The 17,470-nt window shown below is 60.6% G+C and carries 18 protein-coding genes and 1 pseudogene; 8 read left to right on the forward strand and 11 right to left on the reverse strand.

All coding sequences use genetic code 11. The features are described 5' to 3' along the window. Window positions 1-196: 196 nt before the first annotated feature. A complete protein-coding gene (locus tag EJ576_RS20155; RefSeq protein ID WP_126570953.1) occupies window positions 197-2,254 on the reverse strand; it encodes a methyl-accepting chemotaxis protein in 2,058 nt (685 codons plus the stop codon). Between the two features lie 316 nt (window positions 2,255-2,570). On the opposite strand from EJ576_RS20155, the gene EJ576_RS20160 reads away from it, so the two are divergent. Both EJ576_RS20160 and EJ576_RS20165 read left to right on the forward strand, forming a co-directional pair. After that, window positions 2,571-3,083: a M35 family metallo-endopeptidase gene (locus EJ576_RS20160; protein ID WP_126570954.1), complete on the forward strand. Its 513-nt coding sequence runs from the start codon at window positions 2,571-2,573 to the stop codon at window positions 3,081-3,083. A 74-nt stretch (window positions 3,084-3,157) separates the two neighbouring features. Next, a complete protein-coding gene (locus EJ576_RS20165; RefSeq protein ID WP_122725907.1) occupies window positions 3,158-3,622 on the forward strand; it encodes a hypothetical protein in 465 nt (154 codons plus the stop codon). 46 nt (window positions 3,623-3,668) lie between these two features. Here the strand turns inward: EJ576_RS20165 and EJ576_RS20170 are convergent, their stop codons facing one another. Beyond that, window positions 3,669-4,208, reverse strand: coding sequence for a pesticin C-terminus-like muramidase (locus EJ576_RS20170; protein ID WP_126570955.1), 540 nt, complete (start codon window positions 4,206-4,208; stop codon window positions 3,669-3,671). Window positions 4,209-4,372: 164 nt separating this feature from the next. On the opposite strand from EJ576_RS20170, the gene EJ576_RS20175 reads away from it, so the two are divergent. From EJ576_RS20175 to EJ576_RS20185, 3 genes are all read left to right on the forward strand, one after another. Further along, complete coding sequence (locus EJ576_RS20175) at window positions 4,373-4,756, forward strand: Mor transcription activator family protein (RefSeq protein ID WP_122725903.1); 384 nt, start codon at window positions 4,373-4,375, stop codon at window positions 4,754-4,756. Window positions 4,757-4,838: 82 nt separating this feature from the next. Continuing rightward, the gene (locus tag EJ576_RS20180) at window positions 4,839-5,489 is read left to right on the forward strand and encodes a DUF2589 domain-containing protein (RefSeq protein ID WP_122725901.1); all 651 of its coding nucleotides are present in this window, start codon (window positions 4,839-4,841) and stop codon (window positions 5,487-5,489) included. A gap of 59 nt (window positions 5,490-5,548) precedes the next feature. Beyond that, window positions 5,549-6,124 carry a DUF2589 domain-containing protein gene (locus EJ576_RS20185; RefSeq protein ID WP_122725899.1) on the forward strand — a complete coding sequence of 192 codons (576 nt, stop codon included), beginning with the start codon at window positions 5,549-5,551 and terminating at the stop codon, window positions 6,122-6,124. Between the two features lie 15 nt (window positions 6,125-6,139). Here EJ576_RS20185 and EJ576_RS20190 read toward each other — a convergent pair whose 3' ends face one another. The 3 genes from EJ576_RS20190 to EJ576_RS20200 are packed head-to-tail and all read right to left on the reverse strand — an operon-like array spanning window position 6,140 to window position 7,880. Next, window positions 6,140-6,430 (reverse strand): DUF3144 domain-containing protein, encoded by a 291-nt coding sequence (locus EJ576_RS20190; protein ID WP_123474373.1) that lies wholly within the window; start codon window positions 6,428-6,430, stop codon window positions 6,140-6,142. A gap of 38 nt (window positions 6,431-6,468) precedes the next feature. Beyond that, entirely contained in the window at window positions 6,469-7,164 is a 696-nt protein-coding gene (locus EJ576_RS20195; RefSeq protein WP_126570956.1) for a tRNA (adenine(22)-N(1))-methyltransferase TrmK, read from the reverse strand. Then, on the reverse strand, window positions 7,161-7,880 hold the full coding sequence (locus tag EJ576_RS20200; RefSeq protein ID WP_123474375.1) for a FadR/GntR family transcriptional regulator: 720 nt from the start codon (window positions 7,878-7,880) through the stop codon (window positions 7,161-7,163). The genes EJ576_RS20195 and EJ576_RS20200 overlap by 4 nt, the downstream gene beginning before the upstream one ends. 339 nt (window positions 7,881-8,219) lie before the next feature. Between EJ576_RS20200 and EJ576_RS20205 the strand changes: the two genes are divergently transcribed. Next, on the forward strand, window positions 8,220-9,581 hold the full coding sequence (locus tag EJ576_RS20205; RefSeq protein ID WP_122725891.1) for an MFS transporter: 1,362 nt from the start codon (window positions 8,220-8,222) through the stop codon (window positions 9,579-9,581). Window positions 9,582-9,600: 19 nt separating this feature from the next. Then, the gene (gene gudD / locus EJ576_RS20210) at window positions 9,601-10,926 is read left to right on the forward strand and encodes a glucarate dehydratase (protein ID WP_016976454.1); all 1,326 of its coding nucleotides are present in this window, start codon (window positions 9,601-9,603) and stop codon (window positions 10,924-10,926) included. 112 nt (window positions 10,927-11,038) lie between these two features. Here gudD and EJ576_RS20215 read toward each other — a convergent pair whose 3' ends face one another. Next, entirely contained in the window at window positions 11,039-11,962 is a 924-nt protein-coding gene (locus EJ576_RS20215) for an ABC transporter substrate-binding protein (RefSeq protein WP_126570957.1), read from the reverse strand. Window positions 11,963-12,203: 241 nt separating this feature from the next. Here EJ576_RS20215 and EJ576_RS20220 point away from each other — a divergent pair, with 241 nt between their 5' ends. Further along, window positions 12,204-13,445, forward strand: coding sequence for an acyl-CoA dehydrogenase family protein (locus EJ576_RS20220; RefSeq protein ID WP_126570958.1), 1,242 nt, complete (start codon window positions 12,204-12,206; stop codon window positions 13,443-13,445). Between the two features lie 258 nt (window positions 13,446-13,703). On the opposite strand, the pseudogene EJ576_RS20225 reads toward EJ576_RS20220, so the two are convergent. From EJ576_RS20225 to EJ576_RS20250, 5 genes and pseudogenes are all read right to left on the reverse strand, one after another. Then, window positions 13,704-13,811, reverse strand: a pseudogene (locus tag EJ576_RS20225) (MBL fold metallo-hydrolase); the annotation flags it as partial. Between the two features lie 196 nt (window positions 13,812-14,007). Next, window positions 14,008-15,165 carry an acetylornithine deacetylase gene (argE, locus tag EJ576_RS20235; protein ID WP_126570959.1) on the reverse strand — a complete coding sequence of 386 codons (1,158 nt, stop codon included), beginning with the start codon at window positions 15,163-15,165 and terminating at the stop codon, window positions 14,008-14,010. Further along, entirely contained in the window at window positions 15,162-15,836 is a 675-nt protein-coding gene (locus EJ576_RS20240; protein ID WP_122725882.1) for a DUF1028 domain-containing protein, read from the reverse strand. Before EJ576_RS20240 ends, argE begins: the two co-directional genes overlap by 4 nt. A gap of 9 nt (window positions 15,837-15,845) precedes the next feature. Then, the gene (locus EJ576_RS20245) at window positions 15,846-16,577 is read right to left on the reverse strand and encodes a class II aldolase and adducin N-terminal domain-containing protein (protein ID WP_016976447.1); all 732 of its coding nucleotides are present in this window, start codon (window positions 16,575-16,577) and stop codon (window positions 15,846-15,848) included. 54 nt (window positions 16,578-16,631) lie between these two features. Beyond that, window positions 16,632-17,462, reverse strand: coding sequence for an ABC transporter substrate-binding protein (locus tag EJ576_RS20250; protein ID WP_068932082.1), 831 nt, complete (start codon window positions 17,460-17,462; stop codon window positions 16,632-16,634). Between the last annotated feature and the right edge of the window lie 8 nt (window positions 17,463-17,470).

Genomic DNA, 17,470 nt, shown 5'->3' on the forward strand with positions numbered 1-17,470 from the left:
GGTGTGAGCGGGCTTCCTGTGGTGAGCGGGCTTGCCCCGCGCTGGGCTGCGAAGCGGCCCCATTCAAAACACCGCGCATCGTCAGTTAAACCGAGTCGCCAGAATTCAGGGCTGCTGCGCAGCCCAGCGCGGGGCAAGCCCGCTCACCACACCAAGCCCGATCACCACTGGAAGCCTGGTCACCACAAAAACCTGTTCAGCCCAGGCGAAACCGCGCGGTGTTGTCGCTCAATGCCTGGCTGCCTTTGCTCAAGGTATCGGCCGCTCGGTTCACAGCCCGCGCGCCGTCGAGCAAACGCCCGGCCGCCTGATCCACTTGCTGGATATTGCCGCTCACTTCATCCGCCGTCGCCGCTTGTTCTTCAACAGCAGTGGCGATCTGCGCCAGGGTGTCGGTGACGTGTTGCACCGCACCCGCAATCTCGCCCAAACGTGTGCCCAGCCCGGTGACGGATTCAGCATCCGTCAGTGCCTGTTCACACGCGGCGCCCATCAACGTGACCGCCTGGCTGACCGTGGCGCGCAGGCTGTCGACCGTGCCGGCAATCTGCGCCGTAGACGCCTGGGTGCGTTGCGACAAGCTGCGCACCTCATCGGCCACCACGGCAAACCCGCGGCCCTGCTCACCGGCACGGGCGGCTTCGATGGCGGCGTTGAGCGCCAGCAGGTTGGTCTGCTCGGCAATGCCACGGATGGTGTCGACCACCGACTGAATCTGCTGGCCCTGCTGGCTGACCTGCTCCAGCGCATCGGCGGTGTCGGTCAGGCGCAGGTTGAGTTGCTGGATGCTGGCCGTGGTGCGCTGGCTGTCGCGGCTGCTGTCTTCGGCGATGCGTCGGGTCTGCTGGGCGCTGCCCGAGGCTTGTTCGCAGCTTTTGGCGACGCCCAGGGACGTCGCGGCCAGTTGGGTGGCAGCAGCGGCAATCTGGCTGATTTGCTGTTGCTGGTCTTCGACTTCGGTGAGGGTGCTACCCGACTGGGAGTTGAGGGTCAGCACCGCCGCCCCCAGTTGCTGCGTCTCGTGATTGACCCCCAACAGGCTGGTGCGCAACTGCACCACCGCCACGTTCAGCGCGGTGCTGATGGCCGCGAGCTCGTCGCGCCCTTCCACCGCCACCTCGACGCACAGGTTGCCGTCGCGCAGGGACTCGGCCAGGGTGGTGATGCCGCTGGCGCTACGGCGGATCGAGGCTTGTAGGCAGATGAACAGGTACAACGCGGCCAGCGCCAACAGGCTGAAGGTCGCCGCTACCGGCACGAACTTCTGCAGCGAGCGATCACGGTAGTGACCCAAGCGCGCATCCAGCGATTTGAGCGATTGGTTACGCAGCGCGCCCAGGCTGCCGAGCATGCCGTCGACACTGGTTTCAAAGGCCGTCGTGTCGAGTTTGATGGTGCCGCCGAACACGCCGTCGTCGAGCACTTTGAGTTCGTTGTCCAGGCGTTGCAGGCTGCTGTCGTACTGCGCCGTCCATGGCTCCAGACCGGCATATTGCTTGGCCTTGAGCGAGGCCGCGGCCTTGACCAATTGGTCCCGCGCATCGCCGATGCGGCTGCGCAGGTCACGCATCTGCAAACGGCTCTGCAAGGTGAACTGCCCCGAGGCAATGGACGACTGGCCGACGCTGGCCATGCGGCCGATGCGCTCGATCAGGTCGGGGGTGTGCTGGGTGGAAATCTGCATCAGCAAGTAGGTTTCCAGCCACGGGTCGAGGATCAACCCGGCGTCGAGGGTGATCTGCTCGCGCAGGGTTTGCATCGCGGTCAGGGCCGATGTGAAACGGTCGTAACCGTCCGGCCACCAGCCCACGGTGCGCAGGGATTGGGAGTCCATGCCCTTGACTGTCGCCTGCAAGGTGTCGAAGCGCGCGAGGATATCAGCGCTGGCGTTCTGGGCTTTGAGTGAATCGCCCAGGGTTTGCAGGCTTTGCAGGATCACAGGGAAATTGGCGTCGACCTTGTCCATCGCCGCCTTCGCCGCCGGGGTGGGCGCGTGCAGTATGTCCGCCGCCTTCCAGCGTGCGGCCAGGTTGCGCTGGGCCGTCAACTGGCCATCCAACGCATCCAGGGCCAACAGTTGCCGGACACCGGACTGCTCGCTGGAAATCACGGTCAATTTGTCGCGATAGTCCGAGCCGATCATCCACAGGCTACCCGCCAGGGGCAGCATGAACAGGAAGAACAGGATCTGGAACTTGCGTGCAAAGCCAAAACGCCCCAACAGGCGAATACCCGGTGATAAAAGGCTGTGCATGTCCGACCACTCCCCAAAAACGACCCACGCGGTGCACCGCGGGGTGAAGCCTTGAAATGACTAACGGCAAAATGCCATGTCATTGATTAGCCTGGCTCAAGCAAGATGCGGGCCGTTGGTAGAAGGGCTGGAGACAGACGGGCGCGCCCACTGAGCGTGCACGTGCCGTGCTCGAAAATGGGGCAAAAGCACTCAGTGGCGAAGGGATAGCTGTAACTAATGGCGCAGTGCGTAGGAACAGCGGAATTACTTCCTGCTGATTAGCACTTTTCCTCCCGCTCACACTGAAATCTCCTAATACCACTGGAGATTCATCATGGCACGTGCACTTAACAGCTCCGAACGCAGAACCTTCCGTGCAGCTCGCTATGCCGCGTTGCGCTCGCTCGAATTCACCATTCATCACCTGAACGGCGGCAATGCCGATGTCGCTCGGGTGTGGATGGGCGTCCAGCAACCTGGAAACCTGCAAGCCTTGGCTCAACGCCTGTACCGGATTTTTCAGGCACTGCAAAACATTCATGAAGGGCAAGTCAACTGCGAACCCAATGCCAATTGGTATGCAGAGGTCCACCCCAGCGACGCGGGACATCACATCACGCTGGGAGGGGCATTCTTCACCGCCCCGACCTATGGCAACGACTCGCGCGCTGGTACGTTGATCCATGAAACCAGCCATTTCAACGATGTGCTGGGCACCGACGACCACGCCTACGGTCAGGAAGCCTGCCTGCGACTGGTGCAACAAGCCGAGCAAGGCGACGGCAACCTGCACACCGTCCTGACCAACGCCGACAACTGGGAATACTTGGTGGAACACACCTACTGAGTTGCGATTGCAGCACTCGAAAAAGCCTGTTTTCGGACAGGCTTTTTTATCCCGCCCACGATCAGGAGTTGAACATGGAACGTCGATTATTGATGAGCGCCTCACTGGCAGCGCTGTACATGTTGGCTGCACCAGCACAGGCGCTCAATACTGCCAATGTTGAACCTCAAGCACTAAAAGAGTTTGCCGTCACACTGAACGCCCATGCGAGTAAGTTTCAATGGCAGCAATTATGGAAAGCCACGCGTGAACACGGTTACTTCAATAAAGAGTCCGCCACGCACTTCACTGCACCGATGGCGCAAGTACCCGATCTTGTGTCTACCGTTTTGAACAAGGCAACGACCGTTACACCCTTCGCTACAACCCGCGCCACCTACCGCTATGACTTTGCAGACAAAGTAGGGTTATTCGAGCACGTGGCCGTCACGGCACTGTGTGTGGATGTGGACTGGCGCACGCTTGCTGATGGAACCGATGTTGAAGATGCCCACGCGATGCGATCGGTGACCCTGTTGCTCGCCAAACCCTGCCCATGATGCAAGCAGCCACCCAGGATTTCCCTGGGTGGCTGTATCTATAGTGTTACAACGCACTCGCCAACAAAGCGGCTTCCTTGCAACGTCGGGTGGAATAGCGATCGCCGAAATTCCTCAAGTTGTTCTCGGCCGCTTTCCAGTCCGCCGCCACAACTTGCGCCCAGAACTTCGGCGTACGGCTGGCAAGGTTGCCATATTGGAAGGCAACTGAGGCGATCACGGTTTGCATCGGCGCCGGTAATGCTTCAAACGGGCGTCCCGCAGCTTTGCCGTAATCACTGACCAGGCGCTCAATGAAAGGCGCCTTGTAGGCCTCGTCAATCCTGCGTGCATCCTGCGCACTGACATTCAGCGGCAGGCGTTCCAGGCATGCCACGGCTTGTGCACCGATCAACCCCAAGTAGGGTAAAAGCCGTTCGCTGAGATCCTTGGGCAGCATGTTCAGGTTCTTTTGCTGGCCCAAGTCAAAGCCGGTGCCGATGGTGACGCCGCTACGGCTGTTTTCCGGATCAGGCACGTAACCACGTGTGGCACTACCGCCTTCGAGCTGAGCGATGAAGGCCATATCTATTAAATTATTGGACATGGTGAGTTTCCTTTTGGTTTTAGGAAACTGCAGTCCATCACTCGCGCCATCCGCTCTTCAGAAGGTAAAGCTTCCTCATCTTCATAGGTAAAGTTTCCTACTGATTGTTCGCACGCATTACTTCCTAAGCTCTGACCAGCTCTCATCACAAGGAGGTTAGGCCGATGGAACCGAAAGACCTGGAACATATCGATGTACGACAACTCCCCCATTCCCTACAGGTGCTGGTTGCCTGTATCGGTCTGGAAAACGCGTTCCGCCTGACCTGCGTATATGGCGGCCGCCCTAAGTACATCCCCAAACACGCACAACGTACTTCGCTGGCGCTGATTTTATCGCCGGAAGCCCTGCAAGCCTTGATCAGTGATTTCGCGGGTATCTCTTTAGAGATTCCAAAGTCCGATCATTTTTTTCGGCAAATTCGTAATCAAAATATTCAAATGGGTATTTCCGATGGCGTATCACGAAGTGCACTAGCCGAGAAGTACGGACTGAGCCTTCGGCAAATCGCCAACATTCGACGCCAGGACACCTTTATTCATCGGTAATTACTTCCTACTGAATCACAAAGTTCCACACGGATAAATTGAAGTTGCGCACTTTCGCGCACTCACGATAAGGAAATTAAAAATGCCAGATATTGATAAAGGTCTCATTGGAGGCGTGATCGCCGCACTTCCACTGGACAAGATGATCACCGGGCCGCTGATGGCAATGATCCAGGCGCAAGTCGCCGCGAGCAAAGCGTATGCGGACTTTCTCATGGGTGTGTGTATCCAGGACGGCAAAGCCGTTTCGGTGCAGTTCGACTATGACGAAACCCTCGTCGACGAGCAGGGAATCTACAAGGGCACGGTCAGCAAGACCATGCGCATTCCGCTGCTGGCTGCTATCAGCCACCCCAATATCACCATTGAAGAAGGCAGCATCGAGTTCGAGCTGACCATCACCCAGATGGCCGAGGACACCAGCTCCAACGATGCTTCCGGCAGCTTCGACGCCAAGATGGGCTGGGGGCCTTTCAGCGTGTCGGTCAAAGGTGCCGCCAGCCACAAGTCGTCCCAGACTCGCAAGACAGACACCCGCGCACGCTACGAAATCAAGACCAAAATCGTTCGTCAAGACCCGCCGGAGGCCTTGATGCGCGTCATCGATTTCCTCACCGATGCCGCCACCAAGCCGGTAACACTGCCGAGCGCCACCCCAACCAGCCCGACAGAGCTGCCAAAAGCAGGGGTACTTCCACTGCCTGACGCCAAGCCTGCGGAAAAAACCAAATAGTCCCAACCCGCCCCGTCCGTCAGGGCGGGGCAACCCACTCGACTTGAAAGGAGTTCACCATGGCATTTTTTTCGCGCCCCAAGGAACCCATGTCGGCCAGCGACTTGAGCCACATCACCCGCGGGTTGCAGCAGGCCGCGGCGGCCACGCATAACCTGATCGCCCATCAATACATTGCACTGTTCGACCAGTTCTTCGATTACAACGCTGAGGACCTGGGTACGCCGATGAAGGCCAAGATGGTTGAGATCTCGCTGACCGAGGGACATACCATCAGCGTGCCGCTGATCGCGCTAGTCGCGCCGAAGGGCTTGGCGCTGCACAAGATGGATGTAGACCTATCGGTAAAGATGCATAGCACTGAAATGCAAAAAGCCAGCCATGACCTCGAGAACGGTGACCTGCACAGCGAGAAGTTTTTCGTGACCTTTGGCGCCACCAAGCGTGAGGGTCAGGAGCGCGATCCAGATGAGGTGCAGATTCGCATCGAGTTCAAGGCGTGCGAGCCACCGGAGGCGATCAATCGAATCATCGAGGAGTACACCAACTTGATCAGCCCTACCGCAATTCCGCCAGGCCCTCCCCCCATGACCGAACAGCCCACCGCACAGGCCCCTTCGGACTTCGCGCCCTAAGGGCTCTTTAAAGGCCTATGGCATCACCCTGTACCGGTCGAAATTATTGATGTGATCATCCAGATTATCCTCAAGCATCATCCGGTACTGGTCGCAGAAGTACTTCAACATCGCCTCCCGCGCCTCGGCCATTTCCGCGCCGGACTTGAAGTTGCGTGCACTGGCCCAGGCATTGAAGCGTGTGGTGCCGAACATCATCGAGGCGCTGACCTGGCCGAGGTTTTCGTGAGCCTGCAGCTGTTCGTTCGACAGTTCGATATGCGCGTCGGCGCGGTCGTAGAAGGTGGAGTCGGTGGCGTCGGCCATGGTGGGTGTCCTAGGTCATCAGTTTGAATGAAGGGGTATCAGGCCAGTAGCGCGGTAATCCATCTGGCCTGCTGCGCGATCTCTTTTCGCTTCTCTTCCGGCACCGCTTGCCGAGCGCGCTCGAAGCTGGCCAGGGTCTTGTGTTTTTGGCGCAGCATACGTTGCCACTTGGCAATGAACACCGGGCTGCGCGCCTGCAGTTGCAGCGGCCCGAAGTACAGCTGCTCAGCGGTGTAAGCCACTGGCCCGGCGCGCTCTGCGACAATGATCTCGTAGTAAAAGCGGTTTTCGCGCAGCAACTCTTCTCGAAGGATCGAGTAACCGTTATCCATCAGCCATTGGCGCAACGGTTGCTCACCGCCGTTGGGTTGCAGGATCAATCGCTCTTGGCCGCTCAGGTGCCGCTTACCGCTTTCGAGAATGTCACGGACAGTCTCGCCGCCCATGCCGCAGACGCTGATCGCGGTGATGCCGTCATCGGGCTTCATGGCCGCCAAGCCATCAGCCAGACGCACGCTGATCTGCAGCTCCAGACCGTTGTCGCGCACGGTACGTTGCGCCGCATGAAAGGGTGTGGTCGCGACCTCCCCCGCCACTGCCATCGTGATCAGGCCACGGCGCATCAATGCCACCGGCAAATAACCGTGATCGGAGCCGATATCGGCCAGGCGCGCGCCCTTCGGTACGTTGGCGGCGACGCGCTCCAGGCGCAGGGATAAGGTGTGTTCGTTCAACGCCCCTGCTCCCCCGAAAAACGATCCCGGCTGTTGGTCAGATGCAACACCATGGCGGCGCGGGCGGCGTCCGGGTCCTGGCGTTTGATCGCGTTGAAGATCGCCTCATGTTCCAGGTTCGCCAACTGGCCCAGTTGGGCAAAGTCGGCGCCGCCACGCTCATCGCCTTTCACCTGGGTGCGCGGGATCATCGCATTGCCCAGGTGCAGCATGATTTCGGTGAAGAAGGTATTGCCGGTGGCCTCGGCGATCAGTTGGTGAAAGCGTTTGTCTTCCTCCACGCAACTGTCGTTGTTGGCCAGGGAGGCCTGGTAGTCGTCGAGTGCCCGGCGCATGTGCGCCAGCTGTTCGTCGGTTCTGCGCAAGGCGGCCAGCGCGACGGCTTGCACTTCCAGGCCCAGGCGCAGCTCGAGCATGTTGCGCACGCTGGCCACCGTGTCCACATGCAGGCGCAGGCCCTGCTGGGCGTGCTGTTCCAGCACGAAGGTGCCGATGCCGTGACGAGTCTCCACCAGACCGGACGCCTGCAACTTGGAAATCGCTTCGCGCACCACGGTTCGGCTCACGCCATGTTCAGCCACGATGCTGGATTCCGAGGGCAGCTTTTCGCCGGGTTTCAACTGGCCGAGCAGGATGCGCTGGGTCAGCGCGTCGACCACGCCCTGGGCCAGGTTGGTGGAGCGTTTACGCAGGGAGATTCCACTTTCAATGGGCATTGCAACAGGTCCACGGGGTTGAGCTGTGCGGAGCTTAACACCCAGTCCGGCGTCAAACCTGGGTTGATTGAAAAAACCATTAACTTGTATGACAACCAAACTTAACGCTCACTGTCACAAATACTCCTCTCACGGTACCCACCGGGAAGAATCCCGTTAAAAAATCAGCATAACCCCCAGCAAACGCTGAGCAAATAACCAAAACCTCTGTTCCACACACCGCATTATAAGAAGAAAAACACTCACCCCTGGATTGCGATCTCAAGAAGTCTACTTGTATGATGTCTATCAACAAGACACGCAAACCCGCATAAAAATAATCAGGGGGAGTTTTGAATTGTGACCAATTCAATCCATGTATCTGCCGTACCCGAAAGTGATCCCGTCCTCGCGCGCGCCGTGAGCAAAGTGAAGCGCCATGTGCTGCCGCTGTTCGTGATCATGTTCATCCTCAACTACATCGACCGGGTCAACATCGGCTTTGTGCGCACGCACATGGAGCACGACCTGGGCATCGGCGCCGCCGCCTATGGCTTCGGCGCAGGACTGTTCTTCATCGGCTACGCCCTCTTCGAAGTGCCCTCCAACATGCTGCTGCAAAAGGTCGGTGCGCGTATCTGGCTGACCCGCATCATGTTCACCTGGGGCATCGTCGCCACGCTGATGGCGTTCATCCAGAACGAAACCCACTTCTACATCCTGCGCTTCCTGCTGGGTGTGGCCGAGGCCGGTTTCTTTCCAGGGGTGATCTACTACTTCACGCGCTGGCTGCCTGGCGTGGAACGCGGTAAAGCCATCGCTATCTTTTTGAGCGGCTCGGCGGTTGCGTCGCTGATTTCCGGCCCGCTGTCAGGCGTGCTGCTGCAGATCGAGGGCTTTGGCTTCCACGGCTGGCAATGGATGTTCGCCATTGAAGGCTTGGCTTCGGTGGTGATTGGCTTCTTTGTGTGGTTCTGGCTGGACTCCAAACCTCACGACGCAAAATGGATGAGCCGCGAAGAGCAGGACGCGCTGGTCAATGCCATCGATCAGGAACAGCGCGACCGTGAGGCCCTCACCACCGTCAAGCCGACCCTCGGCAAGCTGCTCAAGGACCGCCAGATCCTGCTGTTCTGCGCGCTGTATTTCTGCATCCAACTGACGATCTACGCCGCCACCTTCTGGCTGCCGAGCATCATCAAGAAAATGGGTGACCTCAGTGATGTGCAGGTCGGGTTCTTCAACTCGATCCCCTGGCTGATCTCGATCATCGCCATGTACGCCTTCGCCTCGTTGTCGGGCAAGTTCAAGTTCCAGCAGGCCTGGGTGGCGGCAGCGCTGTTGATTGCGGCAGCGGGCATGTTCATGTCCACCACGGGCGGGCCGGTCTTTGCCTTTGTGGCGATCTGCTTTGCGGCTATCGGTTTCAAGTCGGCGTCGTCGCTGTTCTGGCCGATTCCCCAGGGCTACCTGGATGTGCGTATCGCCGCCGCCGTGATCGCGTTGATCAACTCTATCGGCAACCTGGGCGGCTTCGTTGCGCCCACCACTTTCGGCTTCCTGGAACAGACCACCGGTTCGATCCAGGGTGGGCTCTATGGCCTGGCCGGCACGTCGGTGCTGGCCGCGATCCTGGTGTTTTTCGCCAAGACCGCGCCCTCTGCCGCGCTGGCTTCACCGAGCGCCGTGCCCACCCGCGCCGCCCTCAGCAAACCTCTTTAAGACTATTCAGGAACATGCCATGACTACGCCCGTCGTTACTCACTTCCAGGTCATCCCCGTCGCCGGCCACGACAGCATGCTGCTCAACCTCAGCGGCGCCCACGGCCCGTATTTCACACGCAATATCGTCATCCTCAAGGACAGCTCCGGTAATACCGGCGTGGGTGAAGTGCCCGGCGGCGAACGCATCCGCGAAACCCTGGAAGACGCCCGCAGCCTGGTGATCGGCCAACCCATCGGCCAGTACCAGCGCATCCTCAACCAGATGCGCAGCACTTTTGCTTCCCGCGACGCGGCGGGTCGTGGTTTGCAGACCTTTGACCTGCGCATCACCATCCATGCCGTCACCGCCATGGAAGCCGCGCTGCTCGACCTGCTGGGTCAATTTCTCGAGGTCCCGGTGGCCGCCTTGCTCGGTGAAGGGCAGCAGCGCGACGCGGTAAAAATGCTCGGCTATCTGTTTTATGTCGGCGACCGCAGTGCCACCGACCTGGCCTACCGCAACGAAGCCGACAGCGACGATGAGTGGTTCCGCCTGCGCCACGAAACCGCGCTGACGGCCGACGCCGTGGTACGCCTGGCCGAAGCCGCCAAAGCCAAATATGGTTTCAATGACTTCAAGCTCAAAGGCGGCGTGCTGAGCGGCGACGAAGAAATCGAAGCCGTCACCGCCCTGGCAGAACGCTTCCCGGATGCGCGTATCACCCTCGACCCGAACGGCGCCTGGTCATTGAAAGAAGCCATTCGCCTGTGCCGCGACCAGCACCACGTACTGGCCTACGCCGAAGACCCCTGCGGTGCCGAAAACGGCTACTCGGGCCGCGAAGTCATGGCTGAATTCCGCCGCGCCACCGGCCTGAAAACCGCCACCAACATGATCGCCACCGACTGGCGCGAAATGGGCCACGCGATCCAGCTGCAATCGGTGGACATCCCACTCGCCGACCCACACTTCTGGACGATGCAGGGCTCGGTACGCGTTGCGCAGATGTGCCATGAATGGGGCCTGACCTGGGGCTCGCACTCCAACAACCACTTCGACATTTCCCTGGCGATGTTCACCCAGGTCGCCGCCGCAGCACCGGGCGACATCACCGCCATCGACACCCACTGGATCTGGCAGGACGGCCAGCACCTGACCAAGGCGCCGCTGAAAATCGAAGGGGGTTATGTAAAAGTGCCGAGCAAGCCTGGCCTGGGGGTGGAGATCGACATGGACGCGGTCGCCAAGGCCCATGAGGTGTACAAAGGCATGGGCCTCGGCGCGCGCGATGACAGCGTGGCGATGCAGTTTTTGATTCCGGGGTGGCGCTTCAACAACAAGCAGCCGTGCCTGGTGCGGTAATAAGGCAAACACCGTCTATCCAATGTGGGAGCTGGCTTGCCCGCGATCGCGGTGGGTCAGCTGCAGGTATCTAGATTGACACTCCGCCATCGCAGGCAAGCCAGCTCCCACATTAAAGCACCCGATCAAACAACGGCGCCACGTCATACCGCTGCTTCAACATCTGCGCATCCACCAGAAAATCCGCCGTGGCCTGGGCTTCGCTGATAATCGTCGGCGAGATCGGCAGCACCTTGATCGCGTCGCGCTTGAACCACACTTTGGCGATTTCCGGCGCCGACTGGTTGGCCTTCGACCAGGCTTCGGCGTATTCATCAACGTGCGTGTTGCTCCACACCCGAGCGCGCGTCAGGCGGGCAATGAAGTCCTTGATGATCGCGCTTTTCTGCGCCAGCGCCGGCTCGTAGACGACGATGTAGGTGGGTGCGCTCATCAGGCCCTTGGCGTTGCGGATCAGGGTGCTGCCTTCTTTTTCCTGCAGCGACACGTAGGGTTCCCAGGTGCCGAAGGCGTCGATGTCGCCCTGGGTCAGCGCCAGGCTGGCCTCGGCCGGCAGCAGGTATTTGAAGTGGACGCTGCTGCGCGGCACCCCGGCTTCATCCAGCGCTTTATAGGCCAGTTGCTGGCTCCATGAGCCGTTCCAGATGGCGACGGTCTTGCCCTTGAGGTCGGCCACCGACTGAATGCCCTTGCGCGCCACGATGCCCACGCCGTCGAGGCTGGTCTGGGTGCTGGCGACGACTTTGACCGGCGCGCCATTGGCGGCCAGGCTGATCACCGGGGTGTCGCCGACGATGCCTACGTCCAGCGCGCCGCTGGCCACGGCCGAGGCCACCGGCGAGCCGGTGTTGAAGCGCTTGAAGTCGATTTTATAGGGCAAGTCTTTCAGCTCGCCCGACAGCTCCAGCACGATGCGGTTGGAGAAGAACTGGTCACCCACGGTAAGGGTCAGCGGTTCGGCGGCGCCGGCCGATGGCCCATACAAAGCAAGAGAGGCCAGGCCCAGCAAAGACAGCAGTGTTCGACGGTTGATCATGGAAAATCCCACAGGGTTGGAGGGTTGGTTCAACCATCCGTGGGCGTGCAGTCTGGTCGTTTGTCGTAGAAGCTAACGCAATAAAAGCGCGGGGTTTAATACTGTTGGGCACTATCGATAGAACCGTCGTACAGGTCGCTAGCTGCTTTTCGTATTAAAAACTTCGCCGCGCCTGAGTTAGGGTGAGCTCACCAGACCACTGGACCCCAGCATCTGAACCATTTTCTGCAAGGTCCATTGCATGTCGATTCCCGCTTTGAACATCTGGGGCGCACCGCCCACTGCCCGTTACGAACAACTGGCCGCACCGTTTCGCCCGCTCTTTGCGCAGATTCTCGCGCAGGCGGCGGTGGCGGATCAGACACGCGGCAGCCTCGCCACCGTGATCCAGCAACTGAACGCCTTGGGCCTGCCGCGCTGGCGCCTGCCAGCGAGTTATGGTGGCCAGGATGCAACGTTGGTCGAGTTGCTGGCGCTGCTCACAGAGTTGTCCGCCGCCGACTCCAACATCACCCAAGCCCTGCGCGGGCACTTCGGTTTTTGCGAAGACGTGCTCAGCGCCAAGGACTTGGATTGGCGCGACAAGTGGCTGGACCGGCTCGGCAAGGGTGCCCTGCTCTCTCCCGGCAGCACTGAAGTCGGCAACCAGGCCCGTGGCGATTTCGAAACCCGCCTGCGTCGTGACGAAGCCGGCGCCTTGCGCATCAGCGGCAGAAAGTTCTACACCACCGGCGCGCTCTACAGCGACTTGATCAACACCATCGCGACGGGCGAAGACGGCACGATCTACAGCGTAGTCGTCGACCTCAAGGCTACCGGTGTGCAGATCGTCGACGACTGGAATGGCTTCGGCCAACGCCTCACCGCCAGCGGCACCTGCATCTTCGATAACGCGCCCGTGGTGGATGACGACGTACGCCCCACCCAACAGCGCTTTGGCCACGGCCAGTCGTTCTTCCAGCTCTACCACCTCAGCACCCTCGCCGGCATCGCCCGCCGCGCCGCCCTCAGTGGTGCCGAGGAACTCAGCCAACGCGCGCGCACCTTCACCACCGGCAATGCCGACACCGCCGGCCAGGACGTACAACTGCTGCAAGTGATCGGTGAAGTCGCCAGCCAGGCCTACGCCGCGCAAGCCATCGCCCAGCAAGCGGCGCAACGGCTGGAGCACACCGCGCGGTATGTGATCGCCCATGACCAGCCGTTGCACGATGACGATCCGCAGGTTGCGCTGGCTGAATTGGAAGTGTGCCTGGCAGTGAACCCGGTGGTGGATGCGACACTGGCGGCCACCACGGCGCTGTTCGATGCACTGGGCGCCAGTGCCACCGCCAGCAACAAGGCGCTGGACCGGCTGTGGCGAAACGCGCGAACCCTGGCGAACCACAACCCGCGCGTGTACAAATCGCGGATTGTGGGGAATTACCTGGTGAATGGGATTTTGCCGCCCGCGCAGTGGCGAGTAGGCGTGGCGAAGGTATAACGGCCATAACTTGGCCCTATGCTGAGCGGGCCTCTGTATGTTGAGCGGACTTGCTGTGGTGAGCGGGCTTGCCCCGCGCTGAGCTGCGAAGCAGCCCCAAAACGGCTAACGCGTTTTTGCAGGAAAAATGCGCTGGCTTTAGGGGGGGCCGCTGCGCAGCCCAGCGCGGGGCAAGCCCGCTCACCACAAAAGGCTGTTCACCACATAAAAGCCTGCTCACCACCAAAGCCTGCTCCCCCAAAAAAACTCGGCCAACCATCAAAAGCCCCAAAACGCCGCCACCCAGCGAAACGCATCCCCATCCACCACCACCCGCCCCACGGACGGAAACGGCAGGTGGGTAGCCACGAACAACTCACCGCTCGCCGTCACTGATCACCAGCACATCAATTTCGCCGACGCGCACTGCGTAGCGCGACGGCACCAGTTCTTCGGTCGGGGCTTTCAGTAGGGTTGTCATGGTCGCTCTCCTGTTGTTTGAAGGCGAATGTCTCGCCTGCCAAACAGTGTGCGACGGGGCTACAACGCTCGGAATCCTACCTGGGTATGGGCCGTGTATACCTTAGTTTGCAGGCTGGCTCACAAACCCCAGCACCCGCGCCAGCATCCGATCACAGGCCTGCAACTGCGCCACGCTGATGAACTCGTCCGGCTTGTGCCCCTGCTCCATGCTGCCCGGCCCGCAGACCACCGTGGGAATGCCGGCTTGGTCGAACAGCCCACCTTCAGTGCCAAAAGCCACGGTGCCGAATTCACTTGAGCCGCAGAACTGCGCCACCCAGTCGGCGGCCTGACTTTCCAACGACGTGGCCAACCCTGGATAGCTGGACAACTTGCTGAGACTGATCGCCGATTGCCCACTCACCGCCCGCATCGCCGGCAGCAGGGTTTGCTCGGCGTATACCTGTAATTGCCGGGCAACCTGCCAGGGATCCTGAGTCGGCAAGGAGCGCACTTCGAAGTCGAAACTGCAGTCCTGCGGGACGATATTCAGGGCCTTGCCGCCGTTGATAAGGCCGGTCTGCACCGTGGAAAATGCCGGATCAAAACGCTGATCCAGATGCTGCGGCGCCTTGAGCGCTTCACCGAGTCGCACCAGTTCGCTGATCAAGCGCGCGGCGTATTCAATGGCATTCACGCCCGTCGGCGCATAGGCCGAATGGCACGCCGCACCGTGCACGTGGCAACGCATCGCCAGTTTGCCCTTGTGGCCGAGTACAGGCTTGAGTTCGGTGGGTTCGCCGATCACGCACAGCAGCGGTTTGACCGGTTGCCCATGGAATCGCTCGATCAGCGAACGCACACCCAGGCAACCGACTTCTTCGTCATACGACAGCGCAATGTGCACCGGCATGCGCAGTGAAGCCTTCGCCAGGGCCGGCACACACGCCAGCACACAGGCGATATAACCCTTCATGTCCGCCGTGCCACGGCCGTACAACTTGCCGTCTTTCTCGGTGAGGTCAAACGGCGCCACGCTCCAGCGCTGCCCATCCACCGGCACCACGTCGGTGTGCCCGGACAACACAATACCGGGCACTTCTGCCGGGCCGATAGTCGCGAGCAGATTGGCCTTGCTCTTGTGTTCGTTGTACACCAGCTCGCAGGCCACGCCCTGGTCCTGCAAATACGTGCGCACAAAGTCGATCAAGGCCAGGTTGGATTCGCGGCTGGTGGTGTCAAAACGCACCAGTTGCGCCAGCAGGTCGCGGCTGTTCATCGGTCGTCTCCCGGTACGGCGTAGCCGGGTGCGGTCTGTGGGTTGATGGCGCGGTCGATGTAGGCCTGCAACTGCCCGCGATAAGCCTGCCAGAGCTGGTCGAGGGCGCCGATGGGGTCTTCATCCGCCCAGTCCACGCGCAGGTTGACGATGGGCCACAAGAGGTCATCCACCACCACCAGTGCCGCAGAATGCACCGGCCCCGCTTCACCACCGCCTGCCAAACCGGCGTGCATCGCCGCCAGCAGGCGGTCGGCCAGATGTCCGGAGGCCTGTTCGAAAGCCGCCACCATGGCGTCGATCACAGCAGGTTGGGCGAGCATATTCCCCGCCGCCACACACTGCTCGCCACTCACCGCATGGTGGATGCCCAGGGTCTGCGCGCCGCTGAAATGCGCCGTGCGGCCTGCGTTATCAATCACCGTCACCTGGCGATATTCACTGTGATCCTGCCCAGCCAAGGCGGTCAGCGCCTCACTCGGCGCTACCCCCTGCTCCAACAGGTCCAGCACTTGCGGCCCCAGGCTCGGCAAGGTGATGTTCTGCGACGCCACCGCCCCCACGCCGGGCCGCAACCACGGGCAACGCGCGCCCACAGCAATGCTCGATGAGCTGATGGCGATGCCCAACTGGCCCGTCTCGGCGCAGCGGGCGACAACCGAAAAAGTCATGTGGAGTCCTCAGTCGAGCACGGAAGGGTCTGCGTCGATCATCAACTGCTTCATTTCTTCAAAGTGCTGGCGCGAGAAATCGGCAATACCTTCCCAGCCGCGCGCGGTTTTTTCCGCCACTTCATCGGACAACACCCGCAACGGCTGCCCGGTGGACCAGGCGGTGACGAGGATCTGGCAGGCGCGCTCCAGGGTCCAGATATCGTCAAACGCTTCACCGATGGAACCCGCCGTGACCATCACGCCGTGGTTGCCCATCAGCAGCCGACTCTTGCCATCCAGCAGCCCGGCCAGGCGCGCGCCTTCGGCCTCGGTGTCGGCCATGCCGCCGTACAGCTCGTCCACCGCCACGCGGTTGAAATAGCGCGCGGTGTTCTGGTCGATCGGCGGGACATGCGGCTTGGCCAGGCATGCCACGGCGGTGGTGTAGACCGGGTGCAAATGCAGCACCGCGCGGGTTTGCGGCAGCAGCCGATGAATTTGCCCATGGATTGACCAGGCGGTGGCGTCCACATTCGGGTGATCGGCACAGGATGAATCGTCGGCGTTCAGCAGCAACAGATCACTGGCGCGGATACGGGAGAAGTGCTTCCACTTCGGGTTGAGCAAAAACTGTTTGCCATCGGCCGATACGGCGGCGCTGAAGTGGTTGGCCACCGCTTCATGCATGCCCAGGTGCGCGATGATGCGAAAGGTCGCCGCCAGGTCGATGCGCGTCTGGTCTTCGTGGGATAACGCCATGAATCGGTCTCCGCAGGGCGCGGCCGCATGCGAATGCGGCACGCGCTGATAGGTTTACTTCGGCATCAGTGCCGCGATGTCCGCATCGGTAGGCGCTTCGAAGTTGTACTTCTTGAGCAAAGCGGCGTATTCCGGCGTAGCGCGGTATTTTTCCAGGCCTTCAAGCAAGGCTTTTTTCACCGTGTCATTGCCCTTCTTCACGCCGAAGCCGTTCAGCACCGGGTAGATCAGCGTGTCGGAGGAAATCACCACGCGGCTGCCGAGCTTGTCGATCACGCCACGGGCCACGGCAGCGTCGGTGATCTGCGCTTCAACCGCGTGGGCCAGCAGGGCCTGGGTGGTTTGCGGGTCGGTGCTGTATTCGCTGATCTGGATCGGCTTCAGGCCCTTGGCCACGCAGTACTCGGCCGACAGCTTGTTCATCTGCGCCAACCACGACGTGGCGCCCATCGAGCCGATCTTGTGGCCGCAGAACTCTTCCGGGGTCTTGGGCTGGAAGCTGCTGTCCTTGAGGGTGAGGATCGACTCGCCGCTCTTGAGGTAAGGGATCATGTCGATGACCTTGACCCGCTCCGCCGTGATGTACATCGACGAGTTGGTCACATCGAAACGCCCGGCTTGCAAGCCGGTGATCAGGTTGGGGAAGCGCGTGTCGAGGGTCTCGACCTTGCGGCCCATGACCTTGCCCAGGCCGTCCATGAACTCGATGTCAAAGCCCGCGGGCTTGTTGTTATCCATGTACTCATAGGGGAAGAACGTTACGTCGGAACCGGCGATGATCTTGCCGTCCTGCTGGAACGCCGAAGCCGCCAACGAAGTCATCGCAACCGCAGCGCCCAGCAGGCACACGGCAAGGGGACGAACACTTTTACGAAACGCTGTCATGGTGATTA

The sequence above is a fragment of the Pseudomonas sp. C 49-2 genome, from assembly GCF_003970195.1.
In the GTDB taxonomy this organism is placed as follows: Bacteria; Pseudomonadota; Gammaproteobacteria; order Pseudomonadales; family Pseudomonadaceae; genus Aquipseudomonas; species Aquipseudomonas canadensis.

Excerpts from the sequence above, each read along its gene's own strand:
- EJ576_RS20190 (WP_123474373.1), bottom strand. The coding sequence starts at position 6,430 with ATGGCCGACGCCACCGACTCCACCTTCTACGACCGCGCCGACGCGCAT.
- EJ576_RS20155 (WP_126570953.1), bottom strand. The coding sequence starts at position 2,254 with ATGCACAGCCTTTTATCACCGGGTATTCGCCTGTTGGGGCGTTTTGGC.
- EJ576_RS20160 (WP_126570954.1), top strand. The coding sequence starts at position 2,571 with ATGGCACGTGCACTTAACAGCTCCGAACGCAGAACCTTCCGTGCAGCT.
- EJ576_RS20185 (WP_122725899.1), top strand. The coding sequence starts at position 5,549 with ATGGCATTTTTTTCGCGCCCCAAGGAACCCATGTCGGCCAGCGACTTG.
- EJ576_RS20245 (WP_016976447.1), bottom strand. The coding sequence starts at position 16,577 with ATGGCGTTATCCCACGAAGACCAGACGCGCATCGACCTGGCGGCGACC.
- EJ576_RS20215 (WP_126570957.1), bottom strand. The coding sequence starts at position 11,962 with ATGATCAACCGTCGAACACTGCTGTCTTTGCTGGGCCTGGCCTCTCTT.
- gudD (WP_016976454.1), top strand. The coding sequence starts at position 9,601 with ATGACTACGCCCGTCGTTACTCACTTCCAGGTCATCCCCGTCGCCGGC.
- EJ576_RS20170 (WP_126570955.1), bottom strand. The coding sequence starts at position 4,208 with ATGTCCAATAATTTAATAGATATGGCCTTCATCGCTCAGCTCGAAGGC.
- EJ576_RS20175 (WP_122725903.1), top strand. The coding sequence starts at position 4,373 with ATGGAACCGAAAGACCTGGAACATATCGATGTACGACAACTCCCCCAT.
- EJ576_RS20240 (WP_122725882.1), bottom strand. The coding sequence starts at position 15,836 with ATGACTTTTTCGGTTGTCGCCCGCTGCGCCGAGACGGGCCAGTTGGGC.
- EJ576_RS20180 (WP_122725901.1), top strand. The coding sequence starts at position 4,839 with ATGCCAGATATTGATAAAGGTCTCATTGGAGGCGTGATCGCCGCACTT.
- EJ576_RS20220 (WP_126570958.1), top strand. The coding sequence starts at position 12,204 with ATGTCGATTCCCGCTTTGAACATCTGGGGCGCACCGCCCACTGCCCGT.
- EJ576_RS20200 (WP_123474375.1), bottom strand. The coding sequence starts at position 7,880 with ATGCCCATTGAAAGTGGAATCTCCCTGCGTAAACGCTCCACCAACCTG.
- argE (WP_126570959.1), bottom strand. The coding sequence starts at position 15,165 with ATGAACAGCCGCGACCTGCTGGCGCAACTGGTGCGTTTTGACACCACC.
- EJ576_RS20250 (WP_068932082.1), bottom strand. The coding sequence starts at position 17,462 with ATGACAGCGTTTCGTAAAAGTGTTCGTCCCCTTGCCGTGTGCCTGCTG.
- EJ576_RS20165 (WP_122725907.1), top strand. The coding sequence starts at position 3,158 with ATGGAACGTCGATTATTGATGAGCGCCTCACTGGCAGCGCTGTACATG.